General features: G+C 39.4%; 24 protein-coding genes and 2 pseudogenes. 25 read left to right on the top strand and 1 reads right to left on the bottom strand.

The window, feature by feature from the left end; genetic code table 11:
• Window positions 1-73: 73 nt before the first annotated feature.
• Window positions 74-262, bottom strand: coding sequence for a 50S ribosomal protein L28 (gene rpmB / locus JL53_RS10130; RefSeq protein ID WP_003720131.1), 189 nt, complete (start codon window positions 260-262; stop codon window positions 74-76).
• 286 nt (window positions 263-548) lie between these two features.
• Between rpmB and JL53_RS10125 the strand changes: the two genes are divergently transcribed.
• The 25 genes and pseudogenes from JL53_RS10125 (at window position 549) to trmD (ending at window position 26,415) form a co-directional block, all read left to right on the top strand.
• Entirely contained in the window at window positions 549-914 is a 366-nt protein-coding gene (locus tag JL53_RS10125; RefSeq protein WP_003720130.1) for an Asp23/Gls24 family envelope stress response protein, read from the top strand.
• A gap of 14 nt (window positions 915-928) precedes the next feature.
• Complete coding sequence (locus tag JL53_RS10120; protein WP_038407542.1) at window positions 929-2,587, top strand: fatty acid kinase ATP-binding subunit FakA; 1,659 nt, start codon at window positions 929-931, stop codon at window positions 2,585-2,587.
• A gap of 39 nt (window positions 2,588-2,626) precedes the next feature.
• Window positions 2,627-3,289: an L-serine ammonia-lyase, iron-sulfur-dependent subunit beta gene (gene sdaAB / locus JL53_RS10115; protein ID WP_003720128.1), complete on the top strand. Its 663-nt coding sequence runs from the start codon at window positions 2,627-2,629 to the stop codon at window positions 3,287-3,289.
• Window positions 3,290-3,436: 147 nt separating this feature from the next.
• Window positions 3,437-4,327: an L-serine ammonia-lyase, iron-sulfur-dependent, subunit alpha gene (sdaAA, locus tag JL53_RS10110; protein WP_038407541.1), complete on the top strand. Its 891-nt coding sequence runs from the start codon at window positions 3,437-3,439 to the stop codon at window positions 4,325-4,327.
• Window positions 4,320-6,368, top strand: coding sequence for an ATP-dependent DNA helicase RecG (gene recG / locus JL53_RS10105; RefSeq protein WP_038407540.1), 2,049 nt, complete (start codon window positions 4,320-4,322; stop codon window positions 6,366-6,368). The genes sdaAA and recG overlap by 8 nt, the downstream gene beginning before the upstream one ends.
• A 179-nt stretch (window positions 6,369-6,547) precedes the next feature.
• Window positions 6,548-7,117 (top strand): transcription factor FapR, encoded by a 570-nt coding sequence (gene fapR, locus JL53_RS10100; protein WP_003720125.1) that lies wholly within the window; start codon window positions 6,548-6,550, stop codon window positions 7,115-7,117.
• Window positions 7,118-7,136: 19 nt separating this feature from the next.
• Window positions 7,137-8,150 (top strand): phosphate acyltransferase PlsX, encoded by a 1,014-nt coding sequence (plsX, locus tag JL53_RS10095; RefSeq protein WP_003720124.1) that lies wholly within the window; start codon window positions 7,137-7,139, stop codon window positions 8,148-8,150.
• Window positions 8,143-9,084: an ACP S-malonyltransferase gene (gene fabD / locus JL53_RS10090; protein ID WP_038407539.1), complete on the top strand. Its 942-nt coding sequence runs from the start codon at window positions 8,143-8,145 to the stop codon at window positions 9,082-9,084. The genes plsX and fabD overlap by 8 nt, the downstream gene beginning before the upstream one ends.
• A gap of 3 nt (window positions 9,085-9,087) precedes the next feature.
• Window positions 9,088-9,831 carry a 3-oxoacyl-[acyl-carrier-protein] reductase gene (gene fabG / locus JL53_RS10085; protein ID WP_038407538.1) on the top strand — a complete coding sequence of 248 codons (744 nt, stop codon included), beginning with the start codon at window positions 9,088-9,090 and terminating at the stop codon, window positions 9,829-9,831.
• A 105-nt stretch (window positions 9,832-9,936) separates the two neighbouring features.
• The gene (locus tag JL53_RS10080) at window positions 9,937-10,170 is read left to right on the top strand and encodes an acyl carrier protein (RefSeq protein WP_012985953.1); all 234 of its coding nucleotides are present in this window, start codon (window positions 9,937-9,939) and stop codon (window positions 10,168-10,170) included.
• 192 nt (window positions 10,171-10,362) lie between these two features.
• Window positions 10,363-11,052, top strand: coding sequence for a ribonuclease III (gene rnc, locus JL53_RS10075; RefSeq protein WP_003720120.1), 690 nt, complete (start codon window positions 10,363-10,365; stop codon window positions 11,050-11,052).
• 24 nt (window positions 11,053-11,076) lie between these two features.
• Window positions 11,077-14,637, top strand: a complete 3,561-nt coding sequence (gene smc, locus JL53_RS10070; protein WP_038407537.1) for a chromosome segregation protein SMC — start codon at window positions 11,077-11,079, stop codon at window positions 14,635-14,637.
• A 14-nt stretch (window positions 14,638-14,651) separates the two neighbouring features.
• Window positions 14,652-15,638 (top strand): signal recognition particle-docking protein FtsY, encoded by a 987-nt coding sequence (ftsY, locus tag JL53_RS10065; protein ID WP_038407536.1) that lies wholly within the window; start codon window positions 14,652-14,654, stop codon window positions 15,636-15,638.
• A 112-nt stretch (window positions 15,639-15,750) separates the two neighbouring features.
• On the top strand, window positions 15,751-16,083 hold the full coding sequence (locus JL53_RS10060) for a putative DNA-binding protein (protein ID WP_003720117.1): 333 nt from the start codon (window positions 15,751-15,753) through the stop codon (window positions 16,081-16,083).
• Window positions 16,084-16,095: 12 nt separating this feature from the next.
• Window positions 16,096-17,448 (top strand): signal recognition particle protein, encoded by a 1,353-nt coding sequence (ffh, locus tag JL53_RS10055; RefSeq protein WP_038407535.1) that lies wholly within the window; start codon window positions 16,096-16,098, stop codon window positions 17,446-17,448.
• 154 nt (window positions 17,449-17,602) lie between these two features.
• The gene (gene lipA, locus JL53_RS10050) at window positions 17,603-18,499 is read left to right on the top strand and encodes a tyrosine/lipid phosphatase LipA (protein ID WP_038407534.1); all 897 of its coding nucleotides are present in this window, start codon (window positions 17,603-17,605) and stop codon (window positions 18,497-18,499) included.
• A 501-nt stretch (window positions 18,500-19,000) separates the two neighbouring features.
• Window positions 19,001-20,188, top strand: a pseudogene (locus tag JL53_RS16025) (Lmo1799 family Asp-Ala repeat surface protein); the annotation flags it as partial.
• A 129-nt stretch (window positions 20,189-20,317) separates the two neighbouring features.
• Window positions 20,318-21,541, top strand: a pseudogene (locus JL53_RS16020) (LPXTG cell wall anchor domain-containing protein); the annotation flags it as partial.
• A 67-nt stretch (window positions 21,542-21,608) separates the two neighbouring features.
• Entirely contained in the window at window positions 21,609-23,267 is a 1,659-nt protein-coding gene (locus tag JL53_RS10040) for a glycoside hydrolase family protein (RefSeq protein ID WP_038407532.1), read from the top strand.
• Between the two features lie 102 nt (window positions 23,268-23,369).
• Complete coding sequence (gene rpsP / locus JL53_RS10035) at window positions 23,370-23,642, top strand: 30S ribosomal protein S16 (RefSeq protein WP_003720111.1); 273 nt, start codon at window positions 23,370-23,372, stop codon at window positions 23,640-23,642.
• Between the two features lie 16 nt (window positions 23,643-23,658).
• Window positions 23,659-23,889, top strand: a complete 231-nt coding sequence (locus JL53_RS10030; protein ID WP_003720110.1) for a KH domain-containing protein — start codon at window positions 23,659-23,661, stop codon at window positions 23,887-23,889.
• Window positions 23,890-24,000: 111 nt separating this feature from the next.
• A complete protein-coding gene (locus JL53_RS10025; protein ID WP_038407531.1) occupies window positions 24,001-24,735 on the top strand; it encodes a gamma-glutamyl-gamma-aminobutyrate hydrolase family protein in 735 nt (244 codons plus the stop codon).
• A 28-nt stretch (window positions 24,736-24,763) separates the two neighbouring features.
• A complete protein-coding gene (locus JL53_RS10020; protein ID WP_003720108.1) occupies window positions 24,764-25,150 on the top strand; it encodes a YlqD family protein in 387 nt (128 codons plus the stop codon).
• Window positions 25,151-25,159: 9 nt separating this feature from the next.
• Window positions 25,160-25,678 carry a ribosome maturation factor RimM gene (gene rimM, locus JL53_RS10015; protein WP_038407530.1) on the top strand — a complete coding sequence of 173 codons (519 nt, stop codon included), beginning with the start codon at window positions 25,160-25,162 and terminating at the stop codon, window positions 25,676-25,678.
• On the top strand, window positions 25,678-26,415 hold the full coding sequence (trmD, locus tag JL53_RS10010) for a tRNA (guanosine(37)-N1)-methyltransferase TrmD (protein WP_038407529.1): 738 nt from the start codon (window positions 25,678-25,680) through the stop codon (window positions 26,413-26,415). Before rimM ends, trmD begins: the two co-directional genes overlap by 1 nt.
• Window positions 26,416-26,425: the final 10 nt, after the last annotated feature.

Raw genomic sequence — 26,425 nt, 5'->3', positions numbered from 1 at the left:
AATCTGGTTGGTATTTTCAGCCAAAGAAAAAATGCACCGACATAATTGTCGCTGCACTTGATTTCTCCTTCAATTAAACGCGTTCCACTTTACCAGATTTCAGCGCACGAGCAGATACCCAAACTTTTTTAGGTTTGCCGTTAACCAGAATCCGTACTTTTTGCAAGTTAGCTTTCCAAGTACGTTTGCTGGAGTTCATTGCGTGGGAACGTTTGTTACCGGAACGTGATTTGCGGCCTGTAATAACACATTCTTTAGCCATAGTTTACCCCTCCTTACAGAGCTCTTCGGATAATTTATTTAAAATAACCTATCCATTTGTTTTTCATACACTAGAATAATTTATCATAAACAAGTTCACTTTGCAAGAGGATAAGCGAAAATAGTGCAAAGAATTTTTACTTGACAGCATTTAATCATCCAAATTTGTGATATGCTTTCCAAAGGGCTGTGATTATAGTAAAATAGGTAAGGACAACTTATTAAGCAAATAAAATCATATTAAAAATAATCGAACGAGAATATAATCCGTAGGGAGGAAATAAGAAATGGCAATTGAAATCGACACAAAGCTTGGCAAAATTGATATTACTAGTGATGTTATTGCGACGATTGCTGGTGGTGCTGCAGAAGAAAATTTCGGTATCGTTGGTATGGCAAGTAGACATCAAATTCGTGATGGTTTAACCGATATTCTTAGAAGAGAAAATTATACAAAAGGTGTTATTGTAAGACAAGAGGAAGAAGGTATTCATATCGACATGTATATCATTGTTAGCTTTGGAACGAAAATTTCTGAAGTAGCACACAATGTGCAAGAACGCGTGAAATATACTTTAGAAAAAACACTCGGTATTACAGTGGAGTCAGTGAATATTTATGTTCAAGGTGTCCGAGTAATCAAGGAATCTTAAGGAGGATTATGTAAGTGAGTATATATCAGTTAGACTCAGAGAAATTTGCAGCAATGATAGCGCTTGGAGCAGAGAATTTAGCGAAGAATGCTGATTTTGTTGATTCATTAAACGTCTTTCCGGTTCCAGATGGTGACACGGGAACAAATATGAACTTATCCATGACAAGCGGTGCAGAAGAAGTCGCGAAAAATGACAAAGAAACGATTAGTGCTGTTGGAGAAAATCTGGCAAAAGGCTTGCTGATGGGCGCGCGTGGAAATTCTGGCGTTATTTTATCACAACTTTTCCGAGGATTTTCCAAAGCAATTGAAAATAAAGAAACATTAAATGCAGAAGAATTTGCTGGAGCTTTCGTAAAAGGGGTGGAAACAGCTTATAAAGCAGTGATGAAGCCAGTAGAAGGAACGATTCTTACGGTTGCTCGTGAGGCTGCTAAAGCAGGTGTACAAGCCGCTAGCGAACATCAAGACATCGAATTAGTAATGGAAGCAATATTGAAACAGGGGAAAGTGGCATTAGAAAAAACACCAGATTTACTTCCTGTTTTAAAAGAAGTTGGTGTGGTTGATAGTGGTGGACAAGGCCTTATCATTATTTATGAAGGCTTTTATGGCGTATTAACTGGCAAAATGGCAGAAGCACCTGATTATATGGCTTTTATGGGTGAGTTAATCAATGCGGAACATCACCGTCATGTGCAAGATTTTATGTCTACCGAAGATATTCATTTTGGTTATTGTACTGAAATTATCGTCAAAATTAATGAAAACAAACCTGGTTTAAAACCTTTTGATGAAGAAAAATTTCGCCAAGATTTAAGCGAACTAGGCGATTCCTTACTTGTTGCAGCGGATGAGGAAGTCGTAAAAGTCCACGTCCATGTGGAACATCCCGGCGAAGTTTTGAATTATGGGCAACAATATGGTAGTTTGCTTAAAATGAAAGTAGAAAATATGCGCGAACAACATAGCGAAATTGTTAGTGATGAAAAAGAAGTTGCAAAAGACAAAGCACCATACGGGATTGTTACCGTTTCTGCTGGCGATGGTATGAAGAAACTTTTTGAAAGCATGGGCGTATCCGTTGTGCTTTCCGGTGGACAAACAATGAATCCAAGTACAGAAGATATTGTTAAAGCGATTGAATCAGCAAATGCTGAGCAAGTTTTCGTACTTCCAAATAATAAAAACATCCAAATGGCAGCTGAACAAGCGGCTCAACTTTTAGGCGAAGATAAAGTCCAAATCATTCCAACTAAAACGATTCCACAAGGATTGACTGCTGTGCTAGCATTTCAACCAGAGCAAGATTTTCAGGCAAATGCAGCAGCGATGAAAGCTGCAATAAAAGAAGTTGCTAGCGGACAAGTCACAACTGCGGTTCGCGATACAACAGTGGAAGGCATCAAAATCAAAAAAGACAGCTTTATTGGCATGGTAGAAGGCAAAATAAAAGTAAGCTGTGAAACTTTGGAAGAAGCTTCATACGAAACATTAGAAAAACTACTAGATGATGATAGTGAAATTGTGACTATTATCTTTGGTGAAGAGTCGGATTTAACTACTACAGAAAAATTAGCGGACCAAATAACAGAAGCGTATCCCGACGTAGAAGTAGAAATTCATGAAGGAAACCAACCTGTATACCCATATATTTTCGCAGTGGAGTAACCAAATAGCTTAAATGAATAGAAGAAAGGATGATCAGAAGTGAAATTTAATAGCGTGTTTGATATTATTGGGCCCGTGATGATTGGCCCATCAAGTTCACATACTGCAGGAGCTAGTAGAATTGGCGCGATTGCACGAGCTGTTTTTAATGAACAACCATCCCAAGTAGATATTCATTTATATGGTTCTTTCGCTAAAACATATAAAGGGCACGGAACAGACGTGGCGCTCATTGGCGGATTGCTTGGTTTTGAACCAGATGATCCACGGATGAAAGAATCACCAAAATTAGCAGAAGAATGGGGTATGCGCATTCAGTTTATTGAAGAAGTGGAAGAGCCACCCCATCCGAATACCGTCAAACTGGTGTTAAAACATGGTATGCAGCAAATGACTTTAATAGGGGCATCGATTGGCGGAGGAAAAGTAGAAATTATTCGCTTAAATGAATTTGAACTAGAATTTACTGGAACTGCACCAGCTATTCTTATCTTACATCAAGATAAATTTGGTGCGATTGCAGCGGTATCATCTGTTATTGCAGATCATAAAATTAATATCGGACAAATGAAAGTATCTCGTAAAATAAAAGGCGACGAAGCTTTAATGGTAATTGAAGTAGATCAGCAAGTGGAACAAGCTTTAATTACGAAGCTCGCTGAGTTGCCAGGGATTTATCAAGTAGCAAGTGTGATGATTTAATACAACTTTTGGATATCTCCATTGAATCGGTGACTTTCGCTCGATTTGTGTAAAGCCAAATGGACGTGATAGAACGTGCATTTGGCTTTATTTTGAGTTGGAAATCAGGTATGTTTGTAAAGAAGTATTAGAAAGCGAGTGTGGACAATGTTTAGAACTGTAGCAGAATTAGTAGATATCGCAGAACGTGAGAATCTAACAATTGCTGAAATCATGATAAATCGTGAAAGGACTATTTCGGGTTTACCGCGGGAAGAAATAATTGCTGCGATGGAACGGAATTTAGATATTATGGAAGAAGCTATTAAAGAAGGCGAAGCGGGGGTTACCTCAACTACTGGTTTAACTGGTGGAGATGCGGTCTTAATGCAAGACTATATCAAAAAAGGTGATTTTCTGTCTGGAGAAGTTTTACTTGATTCTGTTGCAAAAGCTATTGCAACTAATGAAGTGAATGCATCTATGGGCGTCATTTGCGCAACACCAACTGCTGGAAGTGCTGGAGTGGTTCCAGGTGTATTGTTTTCTTTAAAAGATAGGTTGCAAATGACGCGTGACGATATGGTTAACTTTTTATTCACGGCGGGGGCTTTCGGTTATGTAGTTGCGAACAATGCCTTTATTAGTGGGGCAGCTGGCGGGTGCCAAGCGGAAATTGGTTCTGCAAGCGCAATGGCATCAGCCGCAATTGTGGCAGCAGCAGGAGGAACGCCAGAAGAATCTGCCCATGCAATGGCAATGACGATGAAAAATATGCTTGGCCTTGTTTGTGACCCAGTAGCTGGACTTGTCGAAGTACCCTGTGTAAAACGAAATGCACTTGGGTCTTCACAAGCGATTATTTCTGCAGATATGGCGCTAGCAGGAATTAAAAGTCGTATTCCTTGTGATGAAGTCATTGAAGCAATGCATCGTGTGGGGTTACAAATGCCAAGCTCTCTAAGAGAAACGGCAGAAGGAGGATTGGCGGCTACACCGACTGGACGTGCGATTCAGCGGAAGATATTTGGCTTGTCGCCAGAAGATACAAGTGAGTGAACTTAAAAGAATTCCGACAACTGCAATCAAAGGTATTGGGGAAGAAACAGCTAAAACATTAACTGAATTAGGTTTATCTACTGTCCATGATTTGCTTTGGAACTTTCCATATCGCTATGAAGATTACCGGTTGCGGGATCTATCACTCGTAGCCCATGAAGAACGGATTACCATCCAAGGAGAAGTGCTTACGGAGGCTACGGTCGCTTTTTATGGGAGGAAAAAATCCAAGCTTTCTTTTCGAGTCTCTACTGAAGGGCAAGTCATCAAAGTTGATTTTTTTAATCAGCCCTACTTAAAAAATAAAATCAATGTTGGCGAAACAGTCACGATTTCTGGTAAATGGGACAAAGGACGCGCTCAAATCACTGCCAGCAAAGTAAAAATAGGTGTCGTAGAAAATGAAGAAGAGTTAGAGGGTGTGTATAGGCTAAAAGGAACACTTCGGAATAAAACGATGCAAAAATATACACGTGCAGCTTTTGACACCTATAGCAGTTCCATCGAAGAAGTTATCCCAGCTAATTTGCTAGAAAAATATCAGTTAATGGACCGATTGGAAGCTGTTCGAGTGTTACATTTTCCTAAAAATAATGATGAACTAAAACAAGCGCGTCGCCGAATGGTTTACGAAGAATTCTTGCTGTTTCAATTAAAAATGCAATTTTTCCGGAAAATAGAACGTGAAAAATCAGGCGGAATTTCGATTAATTATGATGTGGAAGATTTACGTCAATATATTGATTCGCTTCCATTTGCACTAACCAAAGCACAAAAACGAGTAGTAAATGAAATCTGCGGAGATATGTTATCCCATTTTCATATGAACCGCTTGCTTCAAGGAGATGTAGGTTCAGGTAAAACGGTCGTTGCATCGATTGCGATGTATGCTGCAGCAAAGAGTGGTTTTCAAAGTGCGTTAATGGTACCAACCGAAATTTTGGCAGAACAGCATGCTAATTCCTTAGTAGAACTTTTACAGCCATTTGATGTGACAGTAGGATTACTCACAAGTAGCGTCAAAGGAAAGCGGCGAAAAGAGTTGCTAGCGATGCTTGAAAACGGTTCGGTGGATGTGTTGATTGGCACACACGCCTTAATACAAGATGAAGTTATTTACCACCGACTAGGGCTAGTTATTACAGATGAACAGCACCGGTTTGGTGTAGCACAGCGCCGGATTCTTCGAGAGAAAGGAGCGTATCCGGATGTGCTGTTTATGACCGCAACGCCAATTCCTCGGACACTTGCGATTACTGCTTTTGGCGAAATGGATGTATCGATTATTGATGAACTTCCAGCCGGACGAAAAGAAATCGAAACCTACTGGGTTAAACATCAAATGCTTGACCGCGTCATCGGTTTTATGGAAAAAGAAATTGATAAAGGACATCAAGTGTATATCATCTGTCCATTAATTGAAGAATCCGAAAAACTCGATGTGCAAAATGCGATTGATGTTTTCAATATTCTTCAAAATAAATGGGGAACAAAATATCGGCCAGGTTTAATGCATGGGAAATTGTTGCCAGCAGACAAAGAACAAATTATGCGCGACTTTAATGATAAGAAAATTGATTGTTTAGTTTCGACGACCGTTGTGGAAGTTGGAGTGAATGTGCCAAATGCGACAATGATGGTTATTTATGATGCGGATCGGTTTGGTTTAGCACAGTTACATCAATTACGTGGGCGAGTAGGACGTGGAGCAGATCAATCCTACTGTATACTCATCGCGGATCCAAAAACAGAAGTCGGTAAAGAACGAATGATGATTATGTCTGAAACAAATGACGGTTTTGTTGTCAGTGAACGTGACTTAGAACTTCGTGGTCCAGGAGATTTCTTCGGCAGAAAACAAAGCGGTGTTCCTGAGTTTAAAGTAGCGGATATGGTCCATGATTATCGCGTACTTGAAATTGCTCGCCAAGACGCGGTCCACATGATCTTTGAAGAAAACATGTTAGAAAATAATCAATACGAAAAATTAGTGGCATTACTGGAAGGAGAAGGCGTCTTTACAGAGAAAAAACTAGATTAAACAGAAGTAATATCTTTTAAAAAGCTTGCAACTTTGCTAGATTTTTAATAACATATTAAAGTACCGTGAAAATAACAGGAAGTACTGAAGATTATCTGACAGAGGTAACTTCCTTTTTTTAACCAGTATTTAGTAGCTGGTATTAGTACCTTTCACAATAAAAGAGATGAGGAAAGTGCATGAAAAAATATTCTAAGAAGGACAGACAACTAAAGCTTCAAGTTGCGATTGAAGAAAATCCATTCATCACGGATGAGCAACTTGCTGAAAAGTTTGGAGTCAGTGTGCAAACTATCCGTTTAGACCGAGTAGCACTTTCGATTCCTGAACTCAGGGAACGAATTAAACATGTTGCGAGTGTCAATTATGCCGATGCCGTAAAAAGCCTTCCCATCGATGAAGTGATTGGTGAAATTATTGATATCCAACTTAGCAAGAGCGCTATTTCTATTTTTGATGTGCGAAGTGAGCATGTCTTTAAGCGAAATAAAATTGCTCGGGGGCATCATTTGTTTGCCCAAGCTAATTCCTTAGCAACCGCAGTCATCCCCAATGAACTTGCTTTAACAACACAAGCTACAGTACGTTTTGTTCGTTCTGTAAATGAAGGAGAACGCATCATAGCAAAAGCAAAAGTACGTCCAGCAACAGATAACAGGCCTATTACAGTAGTAGATGTGACGAGCTATGTTGGAGATGAAGTAGTGCTTAAAGGTAAGTTTGAAATGTATCACGCAACGCAAAAATGAAAAAAAGGACTGACGTATAATGAAAATTGCTGTAGATGCGATGGGTGGAGATCACGCACCAAAGGAAATCGTTTTAGGTGTGATGAAAGCAGTTGCCCAATATAAAGATATCGAAATTCTCCTTTTCGGGGATGAAACAAAAATCAATGCGTTTTTAACTGATAAAACCCGTGTCAAAGTCATACATACCGATGAAAAAATCGAAAGCGATGATGAACCTGTTCGCGCGGTCAAACGAAAGAAAAAAGCTTCGATGGTTCTTGCTGCTCAAGCCGTGAAAGACGGAGAAGCTGACGCATGTATTTCAGCTGGTAATACAGGTGCACTAATGTCCACAGGTCTTTTCGTTATTGGCCGAATTAAAGGAATTGATCGTCCTGCACTCGCACCAACTTTACCGACTGTAACAGGTAAAGGTTTTGTTATGCTTGATTTAGGTGCGAATGCCGAAGCCAAACCAGAACATTTATTACAATTTGGGTTAATGGGTTCTGTTTACGCGGAAAAAGTTCGTAAAATCAACCGCCCTCGCGTGGCACTTTTGAATATCGGAACAGAAGAAACCAAAGGAAATGACTTAACGAAAAAATCCTTTGAACTAATGAAAAATCAGCAAGCATATGAATTTATTGGTAATATTGAAGCACGTGATTTACTAATGGACGTAGCTGATGTGGTTGTAACAGACGGTTTTACAGGTAATATGGTACTTAAATCTATCGAAGGAACTGGAGCAGCTTTCCTAAGTATGCTAAAAATGAGTTTACTGAACGGCTTCAAAAATAAAGTAGCTGCTAGCTTCTTGAAAAAAGATTTAATGGAACTAAAAGCGAAAATGGATTATAGCGAGTACGGCGGTGCTTGTCTATTCGGTGTTCAAGCTCCAGTCGTTAAAGCACATGGTTCATCAAACGCAAATGGCATTTTCACCACGATTCGTCAAGTACGAGAAATGGTAGAAAAACAAGTTGTCGAAACGATTAAAGCAGAAGTAGATAAAGGAAAATTAGGAGGAACAGAAGCAGATGACTAAAATCGCATTCGTATTTCCCGGTCAAGGAGCACAAAAAATCGGCATGGGACAAGATGTAGCAGCAGAATATCCAGAAGCAAAAAAAGTATTTGATGATGCAGATGCAAGACTTGGCTTTTCGATTACAGAGATAATTACAGAAGGACCTATCGAATTATTAACTAAATCGGAAAATGCGCAACCAGCATTAGTTTCTACTAGTGTAGCGATTTTACGTGCACTGGAAACTTATGGTGTTAAGGCTGATTTTGTTGCTGGACATAGTCTTGGGGAATATAGCGCGCTTGTGGCGGGGGGCTTTTTAGATGCGAGCGATGCCATTTATCTCGTTCGTAAACGCGGTGAACTAATGGAAGCAGCTGTACCAAATGGCAAAGGAGCGATGGCGGCGGTTCTTGGCTTAGACCGTGATACTTTGACAGCGATCACGGATGAAGTAACTGCTACTTTTGACGCGGTTCAACTAGCGAATCTTAATTGTCCCGGCCAAATTGTTATTTCTGGAACCGCGGAAGGTGTTGAAAAAGCTGGTGAAAAAGCGAAAGAGCAGGGAGCTAAACGCGTTTTACCACTTGCTGTTAGCGGACCATTCCATTCGAGCTTAATGGAACCAGCTGCACAAAATTTCCGCGAAGTTTTGGCAGAAGTAGAAATTTCAGATGGTAAAATTCCAGTCGTGAACAATGTAGATGCTAAACAAACAATGGATAAAGCAGCGATTAGCGACAAATTAATTAAGCAAATTTATTCCCCAGTTTTATGGGAAGACACTGTAGAAGAGCTTATTAAAAACGGTGTAGATACTTTTATTGAAATTGGTTCTGGAAAAGTATTAGCCGGTTTAATAAAAAAAATCAATCGTGACGTGACAGTACTTTCTGCAGGTGATTTAGAGTCTGTAAAAAGTGTTGCCGCGGCATTGAAAGGAGAATAATGGATGACTTTACAAGGAAAAGTAGCAGTAGTAACAGGTGGATCACGAGGAATTGGTCGTGATATTGCCATCAAATTAGCAAAAGAAGGAGCAAATATTTTCTTCAACTATAACGGTAGCCCAGGTGCGGCGGAAGAAACCGCGAAATTAGTTGCCGAGCATGGCGTAGAAGTAGAAATAATGAAAGCAAATGTTGCTATCACAGAAGATGTAGATGCCTTCTTCAAACAAGCAATCGAGCGTTTTGGACGGATAGATATTTTAGTAAATAATGCAGGGATTACTCGGGATAATTTATTAATGCGTATGAAAGAAGAGGAATGGGATGATGTTATTAATATCAACCTAAAAGGAACTTTCCTTTGTACAAAGGCAGTAACTCGTACAATGATGAAACAACGTGCAGGTAAAATTATCAATATGGCATCAGTGGTTGGATTAATTGGTAATGCTGGACAAGCTAATTATGTGGCAAGTAAAGCTGGTATTATCGGCTTAACTAAAACAACTGCCCGGGAATTAGCTCCACGTGGAATTAATGTAAACGCAATTGCACCTGGTTTTATTACCACTGAAATGACAGATAAGCTAGATGATAAAACAAAAGAAGCTATGCTTGCGCAAATTCCACTTGGCGAATATGGCACAACCGAAGATATCGCGAATGCGGTTCTATTCCTTGCAAGCGACGCATCGAAGTATATTACTGGTCAAACACTATCCGTTGATGGCGGAATGGCCATGTAAATTAGGTTAATGAGTGCGAATGAGCTTGACGCGCATTACTTTAAATATTTTTGTTTACGTAGGAGGAATAATCCTATATAATACTTGGAGGGAGGTGAAGTGAAAATGGCAGAAGTATTAGAAAAAGTTACCAAAATCATCGTAGACCGTTTAGGCGTCGAGGAATCCAAAGTAACTTTAGAAGCTTCCTTCAAAGACGATCTAGGTGCAGATTCTCTAGACGTTGTTGAATTAGTAATGGAACTTGAAGACGAGTTCGGAGTTGAAATCTCTGATGACGACGCTGCGAACATTAACTCAGTTGGTGATGCAGTGAAGTACATAGAGGAAAACGCATAAAACTTTATGTGACCGGATAAATGAGGGTGCCCGTGTTACTTATCTTCGCTGTGGTAACTTCCGCAAGTGGGGTAAGTAGTGCAGGCAGCCTCTTTTTCAAGGTTGCACGATTCGTTGGTTCATTTTCTAAGCAGCTTTTTTTAGCAGCTGTTTAGAAAATGAACTTGCTTATTAAAGAAAGGGGCAAGTGGAATGAATCAGTGGGAAGAATTACAGGAAAGTGTTGGTTTTTATTTTGAAGATGTGGAGTTATTAAAACAAGCATTCACGCACTCTTCTTATGTGAACGAACACCGCAGGGAGAATGTAAAAGATAACGAGCGTCTTGAGTTTCTTGGAGATGCAGTACTAGAGCTTACTGTCTCTGATTACTTGTTTAACAAATACCCAGATATGGCAGAGGGGCACATGACAAAAATGCGTGCAGCAATTGTTTGCGAGCCGTCTTTAGTCGAATTTGCTGAAGTAGTTCATTTCTCCAAATATGTTCGACTAGGTAAAGGGGAAGAAAAAGCTGGCGGAAGAACAAGACCTGCGCTTCTTGCTGATGTATTTGAATCATTTATTGGGGCGCTTTATTTAGATAATGGGATTGCCAAAGTAGTAACATTTTTAGAAAGAATTATTTTCCCGAAAATTGATGCGGGAGCTTATTTGGAAACGGTCGATTACAAAACACAACTACAAGAAATCGTCCAACGCGACCGTGATGTATTAATTGAATATGATATCCTCGGAGAAACAGGTCCGGCGCATAATAAAGCTTTTGATGCTCAAGTCATTGTTAATGGACAAGTACTTGGCAAAGGAAGCGGCAGAACGAAAAAACAAGCAGAACAAAGTGCGGCACAATTTGCAATAAACCAACTGACACACAGATAATAAACTAAATGGAGGTGTCCGGACATGTTATTAAAACGATTAGAAATGAATGGCTTTAAATCCTTTGCTGACAAAGTTGCGATAGATTTCGTGCCCGGCATGACTGCAGTTGTAGGGCCAAATGGCAGTGGGAAAAGTAATATTACCGAAGCAATTCGTTGGGTACTAGGCGAACAATCCGCTAAATCTTTACGTGGTGGACGAATGGGCGACGTTATTTTTGCTGGGAGTGATACGCGCAAACCAATTAATTTTGCGGAAGTATCGTTAATCCTTGAAAACGAAGACCATTTTTTACCGCTCGATTACAGTGAGGTTGCTGTTACACGAAGAATTTATCGTAATGGCGAAAGTGAATTTTTAATAAACAAAGAAAATTGTCGATTAAAAGATATTGTCGATTTATTTATGGATTCCGGACTTGGAAGAGAATCTTTTTCAATCATTTCACAAGGTAAAATTGACGAGATTCTAAATAGTAAACCAGAAGAACGGCGCTCGATTTTTGAAGAAGCAGCAGGCGTTTTAAAATATAAACACCGTAAAAAGCAAGCAGAAAACAAATTATTTGAAACCGAAGAAAATCTCAACCGCGTTCAAGATATTTTGTATGAGTTAGAAGGGCAATTAGAACCACTAGAAATGCAGGCTTCGATTGCTAAAGATTACTTATTTCAACAAGAAGAATTAGAAAAATACGAAGTGACGTTACTAGCAACAGAAATTAAATCACTAACTGAAAAATTAACTAATGTACGTAAAGAATTTGGTGAAAATCAAACTATTTTAATCAAACTACGTGAAGAGCTGCATAGCGAAGAAGCAATCATCGCCGAGGAGAAACAAGCACTAAATGAAACGGATATCAGACTTGAGGCTTTACAAGAACGCCTTCTAGTTGAAACAGAAAAACTAGAACAACTAGAAGGTGAGCGGAACCTCCATTTAGAACGTAAAAAACATAGCAGTGAAAATGAACAAGTTTTTGCTGAAACGCTGGCTGTTATTACAGAAAAAATTACTGCACTTGAAGAACAAAAAGAAATACTAAGCAATACGAAACGCGAAAAAGAAACAGCATTAGAAATCGCCCTTAAAGCAAAAAAAGAAATAGAAGAAACACTCGCAAAATATGATGATCTTTCTGAAGAAGCTATCGAGAATCGGAAAAGTGATTATATTGAATTGCGTCATACCCAAACAACGATTAATAATGATCTAGGTTATATCGAGCGCCAAATTGCTCAAATCACTGGACGAATTGATAAACTCGATCTCGAAAACAGTCAGCATGTTGATGAAAGAAAAGATATGCTCGCCCAAATTGAAACAACAAAAAAACATTTAGATAAAATTCAAGCTGAACTAATGGAGCAAATGGAAATTTACCGAGAAGTGCAGCAAACGTTAGCAAAACAAGAAGCTGTTATGGAGGCGCAAGAACGAGGTCTGTATAAACACTATGAGACTGTGCAGCAAATGAAATCGAGAAAAGAAACTTTGGAAGAGTTAGCAGATGATTATGCCGGATTTTTCCAAGGTGTTCGGGAAGTACTAAAGGCGAAAAAAGAAATTCCAGGTATTCTTGGTGCGCTTGTGGAGCTGATAGAAATTCCAGCAAAATATCAGCAAGCAATGGAAACTGCACTCGGAGCAAGTGCACAAAATGTCGTTGTGGAAGATGACAAGGTGGCACGTGAAGCGATTAGTTTTTTAAAGAAAACAAGGAGCGGACGCGCAACCTTTTTGCCACTTTCAACGATTCAACCAAGAGAAATTCCGGCAGCTACCAAAAATGCTTTACTTAACCAACCAGCTTATATTGCCCTTGCTAGTGAAGTGATTTCTTTTGATGAAAAAGTATCACCAGTCATTTTAAATGCACTTGGAACGACTATTTTGGCAAAAGATCTAAAAGGCGCGAATACACTAGCTAGATTAGTAAATTTTAGATACCGAATTGTTACTTTAGAAGGGGATGTTGTCAATGCCGGTGGTTCAATGACTGGTGGCGCGACAAAAGGCGGAAAATCATCTATCCTTACAAGAAAACATGAACTTGGTCAGCTAGCCGGAAAAATTGCCGAATTAAATGAATATACAAGAGAACTCGAAACAGCTGTTCAAGTTGCCAAGGATAGCATGGCGAAAAAACGCGAAGAACTGGAAGAAACACGCGTTATTGGGGAAAATTTACGATTACAAGAAAAAGAACTGCTTGGAAAACTTGACCGCGAAAACGAAAATTTAGAACGTTTTAACAAGCAATTACAATTATATGACATGGAAAAAGAGGATGGCAGCGACGAACTAAACAAATTGCTCGCTCGAAAAGAAGCACTACTCATTGAACAAATCGAAATAGCGAAGAAAATTACGGCAACTGATGAAGAAATTCAAGCAATGACTTCTTCCAGTAAAGCACTTGAAAGCAAGCGTTCAGCGGATTTAGAAAGTCTATCCTCCTTAAAAGCACAAATTGCTGCAAAACGGGAACAATTACAATCCGCTATCGAAGCAGTCGAACGTGTAACAACTACACTACATGAAAATTACGAACAAAAAGAAGCAGCAGAACAAAAACTTGTTTCCTTAAAAAATAATCTTTCAAATGTTCATACAAGCGAAGAAACAGTTGGAAAATCAATAGAAGAACTACGCAAAGAAAAAGCAGACACCAATGAAAAATTAACGACTGCAAGACAAACACGTATAGAACTTCAAGAAAAAATGGAAATACTAGAAGCAGAACTAACACAAAAAAATAATCAAATTAGCTTTTACTTGGAACAAAAAAATAATGCCGAAATTAGTATCGGGCGTTTAGAAGTGGATATTACCAATCGAATAGATCGCCTGCAAGAAGCTTATTTACTCACTCCAGAACAAGCGGAAGAGAAAATCTTACCGGATGTAGATACCGAAAAAGCGCGCTCCAAAGTTCGCTTACTTAAACGTTCGATTGATGAACTTGGTATTGTTAACATCGGTGCCATTGAAGAATTTGATCGTATTCAAGAGCGATTTGATTTCCTCCATGGCCAACAAGAAGATTTACTTGCTGCCAAAGAAACTTTATTTAAAGTGATGGACGAAATGGATGAGGAAATGAAAATCCGTTTCAGCGAGAGCTTTGACGCTATTAAAACAGAATTCGCAATTGTTTTCCCTGAACTATTTGGCGGAGGAAGCGCAGAACTAGTTTTACTTGATCCAGAAAATCTTTTAACAACCGGGATTGATATTGTTGTTCAACCCCCAGGGAAAAAATTACAAAACCTATCGCTTCGTTCTGGTGGAGAGCGTGCCCTTACTGCTATTGCCTTATTATTCGCGATTATTCGTGTTCGTCCAGTACCATTTTGTATTCTCGATGAAGTGGAAGCTGCATTAGACGAAGCCAATGTCACCCGCTTTAGTCGTTACTTAAAACAATTTGAAGCGGATACGCAGTTTATTGTGATTACTCACCGTAAAGGAACCATGGAAGAAGCAGACGTACTTTACGGCGTTACGATGCAAGAATCTGGTGTGTCCAAGTTAGTTTCTGTTCGTTTAGAAGAAACTGCCGAGCTAATTAAATAAAAGGAGTAGAAAAAATGACCTTTTTTAAAAAATTAAAAGATAAAATAACCCAGCAAACCGATTCTGTTACTGGGAAATTTAAAGATGGCTTATCGAAAACTCGTGGAAATTTCTCTGGGAAAATCAATGAAATGGTTGCTCGTTATCGTAAAGTGGACGAAGATTTCTTTGAAGAATTAGAAGAAATTTTAATTGGAGCCGATGTTGGCTTTGAAACCGTAATGGAGCTTGTAGAAACTTTGCGCCGGGAAGTACAACTGAGAAATATTAGCGATCCAAAAGATGTCCAAGAAGTCATTGTCGAAAAACTAGTTGATATTTATCAAGGGGATGAAGAGGAAGAAGAAGCGCTCCATATCGAAAAAGATGGTTTGACTGTCATTTTATTCGTTGGTGTAAACGGTGTTGGAAAAACAACCTCGATTGGAAAAATGGCACATCGTTTCAAACAAGAAGGAAAAAAAGTGATGCTTGCTGCTGGAGATACATTCCGTGCTGGAGCCATTGAACAACTGGAAGTTTGGGGCGAGCGCACTGGCGTAGATGTCATCAAACAAGCAGAAGGAAGCGACCCGGCAGCCGTTATGTTTGATGCCGTTCAAGCAGCCAAAGCAAGAAAAGCCGATATCTTACTATGTGACACAGCTGGTCGCTTGCAAAACAAGGTCAACTTAATGAACGAACTTGAAAAAGTAAAACGCGTGATCACTCGTGAAATTCCGAATGCCCCACATGAAGTATTACTTGTTCTTGATGCAACAACTGGTCAAAATGCCTTTGTTCAAGCAAAACAATTTAAAGAAACAACGGATGTTACTGGTATTATCTTAACAAAACTCGATGGGACGGCAAAAGGCGGTATCGTGATTGCTATCCGGAATGAACTTCATATCCCTGTGAAATTTGTCGGTCTCGGAGAACAAATGGATGATTTGCAAGCTTTCGATGCAAATGAATATGTTTATGGCTTATTTGCTGATATGGTGGACAATGAAAAATAAACAATAAAAGCCGAATGATTCTTGTCATTCTGGCTTTTTTCTTTTTTGTTTAACCTTCCTTGACATTCCCGTGATTTCCCCGTATCCTTTAAAAGGAGAGAGGTGAAATGCCTTGTTTGAGAAGACAAACCGAATGAATTTATTATTTGATTTTTATCAAGAATTACTAACAACAAAACAAAAAGCCTATGTTTCTTTTTATTACTTGGACGATTACTCGCTTGGTGAAATTGCCGAAGAATTTGAAGTGAGTAGACAAGCCATTTATGATAATATTAAAAGAACCGAAGAAAGCCTAGAAAAATACGAAGAAAAACTAGGGATGCTAAAAAAATATCAACAACGAGAAAAACTCTTTGGCGAGTTAGAAGCACAATTAAAAGCGAAGAACTATCTGGATGAGCATATAACTAAAACGCTCGAACAGCTTAAAAATATCGATTAGGAGGCCAGAATCATGGCATTTGAAGGACTAGCTGGAAGACTCCAAGAAACAATGAACAAAATTCGCGGTAAAGGAAAAGTAAACGAAGCAGATGTAAAAGAAATGATGCGTGAAGTTCGTCTCGCTTTACTAGAAGCCGATGTTAACTTTAAAGTCGTGAAACAATTTATCAAAACTGTCAGTGAAAGAGCAGTTGGCGCTGATGTAATGAAGAGTTTAACACCAGGTCAACAAGTCATCAAAATCGTGCAAGAAGAACTAACCAACCTTATGGGCGGAGAGGAAAGCAAAATTGGTACAGCCGATCGCCCACCAACAGTTATTATGATGGTCGGTTTGCAAGGAGCTGGTAAAACAACCACTTCCGGCAAACTAGCCAATTTATTACGGAAAAAATATAATCGTAAACCATTACTTGTTGCAGCAGATATATACCGTCCGGCAGCAATTAAACAATTAGAAACACTGGGGAAACAACTGGACATGCCTGTTTTCTCTTTAGGAGATCAAGTTAGCCCAGTAGAAATTGCCAAACAAGCAATTGAAAAAGCAAAAGAAGACCATTTGGACTATGTTATTATTGATACTGCTGGACGTTTGCATATCGACGAAACACTCATGGACGAACTAAAACAAGTGAAGGAAATCGCAACTCCAACCGAAATTTTACTGGTAGTTGACTCAATGACTGGGCAAGATGCTGTTAATGTGGCTGAAAGTTTTAATGAACAATTAGAAATCACTGGTGTCGTTTTAACTAAGCTAGACGGTGATACTCGTGGTGGGGCAGCACTTTCAATTCGTTCCGTAACCGGTAAACCAATCAAATTTATCGCAACGGGAGAAAAAATGGAAGCTCTCGAAACTTTCCATCCAGATCGTATGGCATCTAGAATTCTTGGCATGGGAGATGTGCTTTCTCTTATTGAAAAGGCACAAACCGATGTAGATACAGAGAAAATGAAAGTCATGGAACAAAAAATGAAAGATAACAGCATGACGCTGGATGACTTTTTAGAACAATTACAACAAGTGAAACAAATGGGACCGCTAGACGAACTGCTTAAAATGATGCCGGGCGCTGGGAAAATGAAAGGTCTCGACAATATGCAAGTAGATGATAAACAACTTGGTCACATCGAAGCAATTATCAAGTCAATGACCAAAAATGAAAAAGATAATCCAGATATTATTAATGCTAGTAGAAGAAAGCGAATTGCTCGAGGAAGTGGTCGTCCAATTCAAGAAATCAACCGCCTCTTAAAACAATTTACAGAAATGAAAAAAATGATGAAACAAATGACTGGCGGCGGCAAAGGTAAAAAGGGTAAAAATCCATTCGGTAATTTCAAAATGCCGTTTTAATAAAAAATCCATCATCCAATTCGGATGGTGGATTTTTTTGTCGTGCTTAACCAATCAGATAACAATTCAATGTCATTTCTTTACATTTCCTTCACTTAATCGATAAAGCTTGTTGCTATAATGAAACTTGAGTTAACCAAAAGGAGGAGATAAAATGAAAAATTGGATAAAAGTAACAGGCGCAGGTATCTTAACCGCAACATTATTACTTGGGGGATGCGGAAATCAGTCAGAAGAAAAAGTAGGGGCTAATGCCAAAACAGCAAAAATACTTCAACCTGGGAGTCAAATAAAACTAGAAGGAGCAGTTAATGTTCGGGATCTGGGTGGCTATAAAACAACGGATGGCTTAATAATCAAACCACATAAACTGATTCGTAGTGCGGAACTTGCCACATTAAGTGATTCGGATAAAAAGAAACTCGTGAATACATATGATCTTTCACATATTGTTGATTTTAGAACCAATTCGGAAGTAGAGGCAAAACCTGATCCAACAATGACAAACGTTGACTACACACATGATTCGGTAATGAAGGATAATGGAACTTCCACAAGTACACAAGATTTAACCGCAAGTCTAGCCACAATGGACAATCCAGAAACGTTTTTGATTGAAGCAAATAAAAGTTTTGTAACAGACGATACTTCTATTCAAGCTTATAAAGATTTTTTCAACGTCTTGTTAAGCAATCAAGATGGTTCTGTTCTTTGGCACTGTACAGCAGGAAAAGATCGTGCTGGTTTTGGAACTGCCCTTGTTTTATCTGCACTTGGAGTAGACAAAGAAACGGTTATTGATGATTATATGTTGTCAAATAAATACCGTGCTGCTGAAAATAAAAAAGCAATCACAGCAGTTGCAGCAAAAACGGACAATCAAAAAGTTATTGATGGGATGACAGCTGTAATGGAGGTACGTGAATCCTATATAAAAGCCGCTTTTGATGAAATTGATTCTAAATATGGATCTATGGACAACTTTTTAAAAGATAAGTTAGAATTAACCAAAGCAAAACAAGAACAGCTGAAAAAAATGTATCTATATTAAAAATAGAGTAAAAAGAGTAGCCTGAAAGATAGGTTGCTCTTTTTTGCGTTCAAATATAATCATAAAAGAAGAACCATTTCGGAAACATTTGTATACAATTGAAAGACAATTCGTGTAAAGTGGTGTTGTATAGGTTTTAATACCTAGTTATAAACAGTTCTAAAGTTTATGGATAAGCTATAAATGTGCATATTTGTATAACTTTTTGACTAATGAGATTGAATTAAAGTATTTTTTTCACCTAGTACTTTTTACTTTAATTTTTAAGAATATACTATATAGTAAAGTTAACAAACTGGTTATTACAACGAATGACAGGTTCGAACTATCAATAAATGAAGGGGGGAACTCTTACTAAGTCGTTGATTGAATCTGATATTGGATAAAGGGCTACGGGATAGTGAACAGTTAGCTTAGTCACAAAACACAATTTAATACCTTTATTCTGTTTTCAGTTATTTTTCAAAATCATGGAAGATTGATTTTTAAGGGGGAAAAATGATGAAAAAACAGCGTGTGGATTACAAAAAGAGATTAGACCAGAAGCGAGCGCAAAAGGCAAAACTAATTGCTGCACTTATTACGACTACTACGATGATGGTAGCTCCGGTCACTGTAAATTATGATTCTTTTAATCATCAATTTGCACTTAGTGGTATTCAAGCAGATGCAGCAACCATTGATTTGCTTGGTAACTCTAGTTTGAATACCCAATATGCCAATGGGAAATTAGTCATAACACTTTCTGGGAACCAATTAGTTAGTGCTAGCGCAGTATCTACTTATTATCCTTATTTTGAGTTGCCTAGCGAATTGTCTTCTATTCTAACTAATCCAAATATAAGAGCAAATACAAAAATTGATTATAAAATTGCTTACTTAGGAATCGGGAATATCGGATTATTCAATCAAGGAACTGTAAATGGTAGTAATAGTAATTTCTTTATCGATTCTAGTAGAAATGCAGTTGGAGCGAAAGTAAATCATTTGCTTGGTGTAGGTATTAGTAGCATTTCAACATTCACTTTAACTATTGATTTACTGGCGCTTGGCGTTACGGTTCTTCCAAGTGCAGATGATGGAAAACTGGATTTTGCTGCAAGAACTGGTGATGGACTTTTAGATGTGGATTTATTGAATAGTAATGCGGCAAAGGGATCCATTGTGACGGAAGTTGGGGATGCAGACGCTGATGCTGATGCTGATGCTGATGCCGACGCCGATGCTGATGCTGATGCTGATGCTGATGCAGACGCCGATGCTGATGCCGATGCAGATGCGGACGCCGACGCTGACGCTGATGCCGACGCCGATGCCGACGCCGATGCGGACGCTGATGCCGACGCCGATGCTGATGCAGACGCTGATGCTGATGCCGACGCCGACGCTGATGCTGATGCCGACGCCGACGCTGATGCCGATGCCGACGCTGATGCCGATGCCGACGCTGATGCGGACGCCGACGCTGATGCTGATGCCGACGCCGACGCTGATGCGGACGCTGATGCCGATGCCGACGCTGATGCGGACGCTGATGCTGATGCCGACGCCGACGCTGATGCCGATGCTGATGCCGATGCGGACGCTGATGCCGACGCCGATGCTGATGCCGACGCCGATGCCGATGCCGATGCGGACGCTGATGCCGACGCCGATGCTGATGCCGACGCCGATGCCGATGCCGATGCGGACGCTGATGCTGATGCGGACGCTGATGCCGACGCCGATGCTGATGCAGACGCCGATGCCGATGCGGACGCTGATGCCGACGCTGATGCTGATGCCGACGCCGACGCTGATGCCGACGCCGATGCAGATGCAGATGCAGATGCCGACGCCGATGCTGATGCCGATGCAGATGCAGATGCCGATGCAGACGCTGATGCCGATGCAGACGCCGATGCAGACGCCGATGCGGACGCTGATGCCGACGCCGATGCTGATGCAGACGCTGATGCTGACGCCGACGCTGATGCCGATGCAGACGCTGATGCAGACGCCGATGCAGACGCCGATGCGGACGCTGATGCAGACGCTGATGCTGATGCCGACGCCGACGCTGATGCGGACGCTGATGCCGATGCAGACGCCGATGCCGATGCTGATGCCGATGCTGATGCCGATGCAGACGCTGATGCTGATGCAGACGCTGATGCAGACGCCGACGCTGATGCCGATGCCGATGCAGACGCTGATGCTGATGCCGATGCTGATGCTGATGCTGATGCTGATGCCGATGCCGATGCAGACGCTGATGCTGATGCCGATGCCGATGCAGACGCTGATGCCGATGCTGATGCAGACGCCGACGCTGATGCTGATGCTGACGTGGACATTGACTGGAGAGATTTCCTTGTTGACAAACCAACTGTCAACCCAATTTACGAAGGAACTAAAACAATTTCTGGGACATCCATTTATAAAAATCAAAATATGAATGCTCTTTTGAAATCCTTGCAATCAGATGCTCCGGCTGGAACTGTATTCTATATTAATTTGACCCTTCCAGATGGAACAGTCATTGGAAATGTATTAATTCATGCGGACGGAACTTACACAATAAATATTCCTAATTATAATTTGAAAGCTGGAGAGGTAATTGATCTTCAAGTAACCGCCAAATACGGTGACGAAGTAAAATCTAGTGATAAAGTTTCTGTAACAGTGCTACCTCTAGCAGATTCTGACGCCGATGCCGATGCCGATGCCGACGCTGATGCGGATGCCGACGCGGATGCCGATGCCGATGCTGACTCAGATTCCGATTCTAACGGGGGAACAATTTCTACTGGTTCAACTGGTAATGGTGGAACAGCTGGAGAAATTAGTAGTGGAACTGGGGGAACCGGGTCGCCAACAGCTAGTATGAGTTATGACGGATCAGGAGCAATGCTTTCGTCTGGATATAGCTCGGATGGAATGTCAAGTCTTTCTACCAGTGATCTTCCTTCCACAGGAGATGCGAATAGTAGTCTTCCATGGGTTGGGCTAGGTCTCTTCGGGGTAGCTGGAGCGTTTTTATTACGTCTTTTCCGTAAATAGAGCCACAAAACATCGATTCCCTGCTGTGTGTGATTGCAGCAGGGAAATTATAAAAGGAGTGGTACATATGCCTTGGAGAGGTGTATTAGATGAATTAGAAAATAAAATTATCGGTCAAATGACAGAAGCAGAAGAACATGCTACTTACAACGGGAAATGGCATGGCTTTTTAACAATCGGATATAAGAAAAAACGTGCTAAAGTAATTAACTTTAGCTATCTTTGTCTAGCAAATTTAATAAATGAAATGAAGAAAATCGCTTTAACAAACGAAACAGAAGATGCAATATCCTTTAAAATGGATATTGCTGTTAATTATCAATTAGAAAATTTAGCTGAATGGAATAAAAAGGCTTTAAAAACTAAGAAAAACTACTATAGACGTGGAATTGCTTTAAATGAAAATTTTAAAATGGCTTTAATTGAACAAGAAATTAATGCGAATGCTATCCTTCTTCCAGCTGACGAAGGTCTAGCTATCAACGTTGAAAATATGAATAGATACCTCGTTCAAACAGGTAAAAATCAAGCAAAGTTGAATTTAACGATTGATTCGAATATAGTTACCTTTGAAACAGTAGGTTGGTTTTTTGATGGAAAAGAGATTTATGAATTGGAGACAAACTCATTAGACCATGGACGTCGTAACACAAAGGAGCTTACGCAAGAAACTGTTTCAGAACTTGTAGAAAATGCCGGAAGCTACCTTGCCCATCAAGTAAATAGCTCTGGCGAATTTAACTATGGTTGGTTTGCTTGTTTTGATAAGAAAATTAAACATTATAATAGTTTGCGACATGCAAGTACAACTTACGCGATGCTTGAAGCCTATGAATTAACAAGTAATCAAGCTATTTTAGAAGCAGCAACGAATGCACTCAGTTATTTAGAAAAAAACTTTATTTATGAAAAAGGAGATGTTGCTTACCTTATCGAACCAGAACTGCGTGAAATTAAATTAGGCGGTTCAGCAGCGACGTTACTAGCATTCACTAAATATATGCATATTACTGGAAGCAAAACCTATCTACCACTTTGCCGAAAAATTGCTAATGGAATCCTTTCATTACAAGGTGAAACGGGGAAATTCACGCATGTTTTAGAGTATCCAACTTTAGAAATAAAAGATGTTTTCCGAATTATTTATTACGATGGGGAAGCAGTATTTGGTTTACTTCGCTTATATGAAATTGACAGAGAGACAAAATGGCTAGAAGCAGCAGCTAGATCGTTTGACCATTTTATCAGTGAGGATTACTGGCAAAATCATGACCACTGGCTTAGCTATTGTGCAAATGAAATTACTAAATATATTCCAGACTATGCATATTATGAATTTGGACTAAAAAATGCTTTTGATAATTTAACCTTTATTTACGAACGCGAAACTACTTTTCCGACATTTTTAGAACTCACGATCGCGACGAAAGAAATGTCGCTTCGAATGGAGCAAACAGGTGAATATAATTTATTATCTGACTATCCAATAGTGGAACTTGAAAAAACGATTATGAAGCGTGCCCTTTATCAATTAAACGGTTATTTTTATCCAGAACTGGCAATGTACTATAAAAATCCAGCAAGAATCGAAGGAAGTTTCTTTATTCGTCATCAATCTTTCCGTGTTCGAATTGATGATGTCGAACATAATATTTCTGGTTATGTGCGTTTCTATGGGTTACTTAATCAAGGGAAAATTAGTGCTAATGCGGAAACCATCAGCTAAAAAGAAAAAAATATCCTCTGTAAAGAAAAAACACTTTACAAACAAATCCTTTACTGGTAATATATATACTTGTGTAAGACTTTATGGAGGTGTAATTAAACTATGGCAGTTAAAATTCGTTTAAAACGTATTGGTTCTAAAAAGAAACCTTTCTACCGTATTGTAGTAGCTGATTCTCGTTTCCCGCGTGACGGCCGTTCAATCGAAACTATTGGTACTTATAATCCATTACTTGATCCGGTTGAAGTGAAAATCGACGAAGAAGCAACTTTGAAATGGATGCATAATGGTGCGAAACCATCTGATACAGTTCGCAATCTTCTTAGCCGCGAAGGTATCATGGAAAAATTCCATAACCAAAAATTAGGTAAATAAGGAGGTCTCGGCGCGAATGGAAGAACTTATTCTCTCAATCGTGAAACCCCTTGTTGACCACCCGGAAGACGTTGTTATCACGCCAGAAGAAACGGATACATCGTTAACCTACAAATTGTCTGTCAATAAAGAAGACATGGGACGCGTGATTGGTAAACAAGGTCGTATTGCAAAAGCGATTCGCACTCTTGTCTATGCAGTTGGTTCCAAAAACGATAAGAAGATTCGTCTTGAAATTATCGAATAACAAAAAACTCGTCAATTTGGCGAGTTTTTTTATTCGATAATTTTATAAATCCTAAGAGAAGCAATTACCTCACAAAATGTTGTAAAATAGAATAGAAATGGAGGAATTGCGATGAAGCCAGTTATTGGAATTACCGGGAATAGATTAGTAAAAGGAGTGGACGTATTTTACGGACATCGGGTAACCTATACACAACAGCGCTACGTAGATGCCATCCAAAAAGTTGGAGGATTACCGGTCGCACTGCCAATTGATAATCCCTCTGCTGCCGAACAAGCGATTTCTCTAATAGATGGTTTACTACTTACTGGTGGACAAGACATTACCCCACAACTTTACTTGGAAGAACCATCTCAAGAAATTGGTGTTTATTTTCCGCCACGAGATAGTTATGAAATTGCATTAGTACGAGCAGCATTAGATGCAAAAAAACCAATATTTGCGATTTGTCGTGGGATGCAATTAGTTAATGTTGCACTTGGTGGTACGCTTTATCAAGATATTAGCCAAGTAGAAACAAAAGCTTTGCAACACTTACAACAAGTCGATGAGCAATTAGGTTCACACACGATTGATATTGAACCAACGAGCGAACTCGCCAAATATCATCCTAACAAAAAATTGGTAAACTCATTACATCACCAATTTATTAAAAAAATAGCGCCTGGTTTTAAAGTAACAGCGAGGGCAAAGGATGATATGATTGAAGCTGTGGAAGGGGATAACTTACCGAGTTGGTATCTTGGCGTGCAGTGGCATCCAGAATTAATGTATCAAACCGACTCAGAAAGTGAACATCTATTCCAAGCTTTAGTGGATGAATCCAAAAAAACTATGGTAAAATAAGGACAATAATTGCTAGTGGAGGTGTCCTGTGGAAATCATCCAAAAAGTGGTCGTCAAGCAAGTATTAACGGAAGCAAGTAAACAAGAATTAATCGAATACTATAATGAACAAAAACGGCAAATCGAACAAGAATGTGATCAACTTCATTTTGAACAAAAGAAAATGGAACGAAAAAGCAAATTTCAACCAGAACGTGTGGCAGATTACTTTACCCATGAATTAGAACTTCGCCTGGAAAAGAAAAAACTTATCCAGTTTCAAATGGAACAATTAGAAGTCCTTAAACTTGGTAGTGAGATTCGTGAACGAGAGCTAGAAACCATCATTGACGTTCAAGTTGGGGACAAGTGGGACAGCTCTATTTTTGAAAAAACGATTGTTGTAAAGAATGGAATCATAGTAGAAATACGCTAGAGGTGACTTATGGAGAAAATGTACAATGTAGGAAAAATTGTGAATACCCATGGCTTAATCGGTGAAATTCGCGTTATCGCAACAACTGATTTTGCTAATGAACGGTTCCAAGCCGGAAATACCGTTTACTTATTTGGAAAAAATAGCAAAAAACCCGAGAAATTAATCATTCGTTCGCATCGTAAACATAAGAACTTTGATTTATTAATGTTCGAAGGCTTTACAGGAATTCATCAAGTGGAGCGAATGAAAGAAGGCACACTTAAAATTAGCGAAAAACAACTAACCGACCTAGAAGAGAATGAATTTTATTTTCACGAAATTATCGGTTGCTCAGTCGTAACAACAGATGGGGAAGAACTTGGTGAAATTACAGAGATTTTAACACCAGGGGCAAATGATGTCTGGGTTGTTAAAGGCAACGATAAAAAAGAAAAACTAATTCCTTACATTGCAGATGTAGTAAAAGAAATCAATATTTCAGACAAAAAAATTACCATTGAAGTAATGGAGGGACTGCTAGATTAATGAAAATTGATATTCTATCTATTTTTCCAGCTATGTTTTCCGGTGTAACAGGTAATTCGATTATCAAAAAAGCAATTGAAAATGAACGAGTAGCGGTTGAGGTCACTGATTTTCGGGAATACGCAGAAGGAAAGCATCATATTGTAGATGATTATCCTTATGGTGGCGGTGCAGGGATGCTACTTAAAGCACAGCCAATATTTGATGCCGTAGCTGCAGTGAAAGAAAACCAACCAGAAACCAAACCAAGAGTCATTTTATTAGATCCAGCTGGCAAACGTTTTGATCAAAAGATGGCCGAAGAATTTGCGGAGGAAGACCACCTTATTTTTATTTGTGGGCATTACGAAGGATACGATGAGCGAATTCGTGAACATCTTGTAACGGATGAAGTTTCGATTGGGGATTATATCCTAACTGGCGGTGAAATTGGTGCAATGATTGTGATGGACAGTGTTATTAGATTACTTCCAGGCGTCCTCGGTAATAAAGATTCTGCTGTAACCGATTCTTTCTCGACAGGATTACTCGAACACCCGCATTACACAAGACCAGCTGATTTCAGAGGAATGAAAGTACCAGATATTTTACTAAGCGGAAATCACGCATGGATAGAAGAATGGCGTGACAAAGAATCACTTAAAAGAACTTACGAACGCCGCCCAGATTTACTTAAAAATTACCCCTTAACAGACAAGCAAAAGTCTTGGCTAAAAGAATGGTCAAAAAGTAAATAAAAAAGGACGT

Source organism: Listeria ivanovii subsp. londoniensis (genome assembly GCF_000763495.1).
GTDB lineage: Bacteria > Bacillota > Bacilli > Lactobacillales > Listeriaceae > Listeria > Listeria londoniensis.
Note: the sequence above shows the minus strand (reverse complement) of the source record. Positions and strands in the feature narration are given on the sequence as shown.

Coding starts and splice junctions, on each gene's coding strand:
- JL53_RS10030 (WP_003720110.1), top strand. CDS start 23,659: ATGGAAGAACTTATTCTCTCAATCGTGAAACCCCTTGTTGACCACCCG.
- ffh (WP_038407535.1), top strand. CDS start 16,096: ATGGCATTTGAAGGACTAGCTGGAAGACTCCAAGAAACAATGAACAAA.
- JL53_RS10080 (WP_012985953.1), top strand. CDS start 9,937: ATGGCAGAAGTATTAGAAAAAGTTACCAAAATCATCGTAGACCGTTTA.
- lipA (WP_038407534.1), top strand. CDS start 17,603: ATGAAAAATTGGATAAAAGTAACAGGCGCAGGTATCTTAACCGCAACA.
- sdaAA (WP_038407541.1), top strand. CDS start 3,437: ATGTTTAGAACTGTAGCAGAATTAGTAGATATCGCAGAACGTGAGAAT.
- plsX (WP_003720124.1), top strand. CDS start 7,137: ATGAAAATTGCTGTAGATGCGATGGGTGGAGATCACGCACCAAAGGAA.
- ftsY (WP_038407536.1), top strand. CDS start 14,652: ATGACCTTTTTTAAAAAATTAAAAGATAAAATAACCCAGCAAACCGAT.
- JL53_RS10025 (WP_038407531.1), top strand. CDS start 24,001: ATGAAGCCAGTTATTGGAATTACCGGGAATAGATTAGTAAAAGGAGTG.
- JL53_RS10040 (WP_038407532.1), top strand. CDS start 21,609: ATGCCTTGGAGAGGTGTATTAGATGAATTAGAAAATAAAATTATCGGT.
- rpsP (WP_003720111.1), top strand. CDS start 23,370: ATGGCAGTTAAAATTCGTTTAAAACGTATTGGTTCTAAAAAGAAACCT.
- rnc (WP_003720120.1), top strand. CDS start 10,363: ATGAATCAGTGGGAAGAATTACAGGAAAGTGTTGGTTTTTATTTTGAA.
- rimM (WP_038407530.1), top strand. CDS start 25,160: ATGGAGAAAATGTACAATGTAGGAAAAATTGTGAATACCCATGGCTTA.
- smc (WP_038407537.1), top strand. CDS start 11,077: ATGTTATTAAAACGATTAGAAATGAATGGCTTTAAATCCTTTGCTGAC.
- JL53_RS10125 (WP_003720130.1), top strand. CDS start 549: ATGGCAATTGAAATCGACACAAAGCTTGGCAAAATTGATATTACTAGT.
- trmD (WP_038407529.1), top strand. CDS start 25,678: ATGAAAATTGATATTCTATCTATTTTTCCAGCTATGTTTTCCGGTGTA.
- rpmB (WP_003720131.1), bottom strand. CDS start 262: ATGGCTAAAGAATGTGTTATTACAGGCCGCAAATCACGTTCCGGTAAC.
- fabG (WP_038407538.1), top strand. CDS start 9,088: ATGACTTTACAAGGAAAAGTAGCAGTAGTAACAGGTGGATCACGAGGA.
- fapR (WP_003720125.1), top strand. CDS start 6,548: ATGAAAAAATATTCTAAGAAGGACAGACAACTAAAGCTTCAAGTTGCG.
- fabD (WP_038407539.1), top strand. CDS start 8,143: ATGACTAAAATCGCATTCGTATTTCCCGGTCAAGGAGCACAAAAAATC.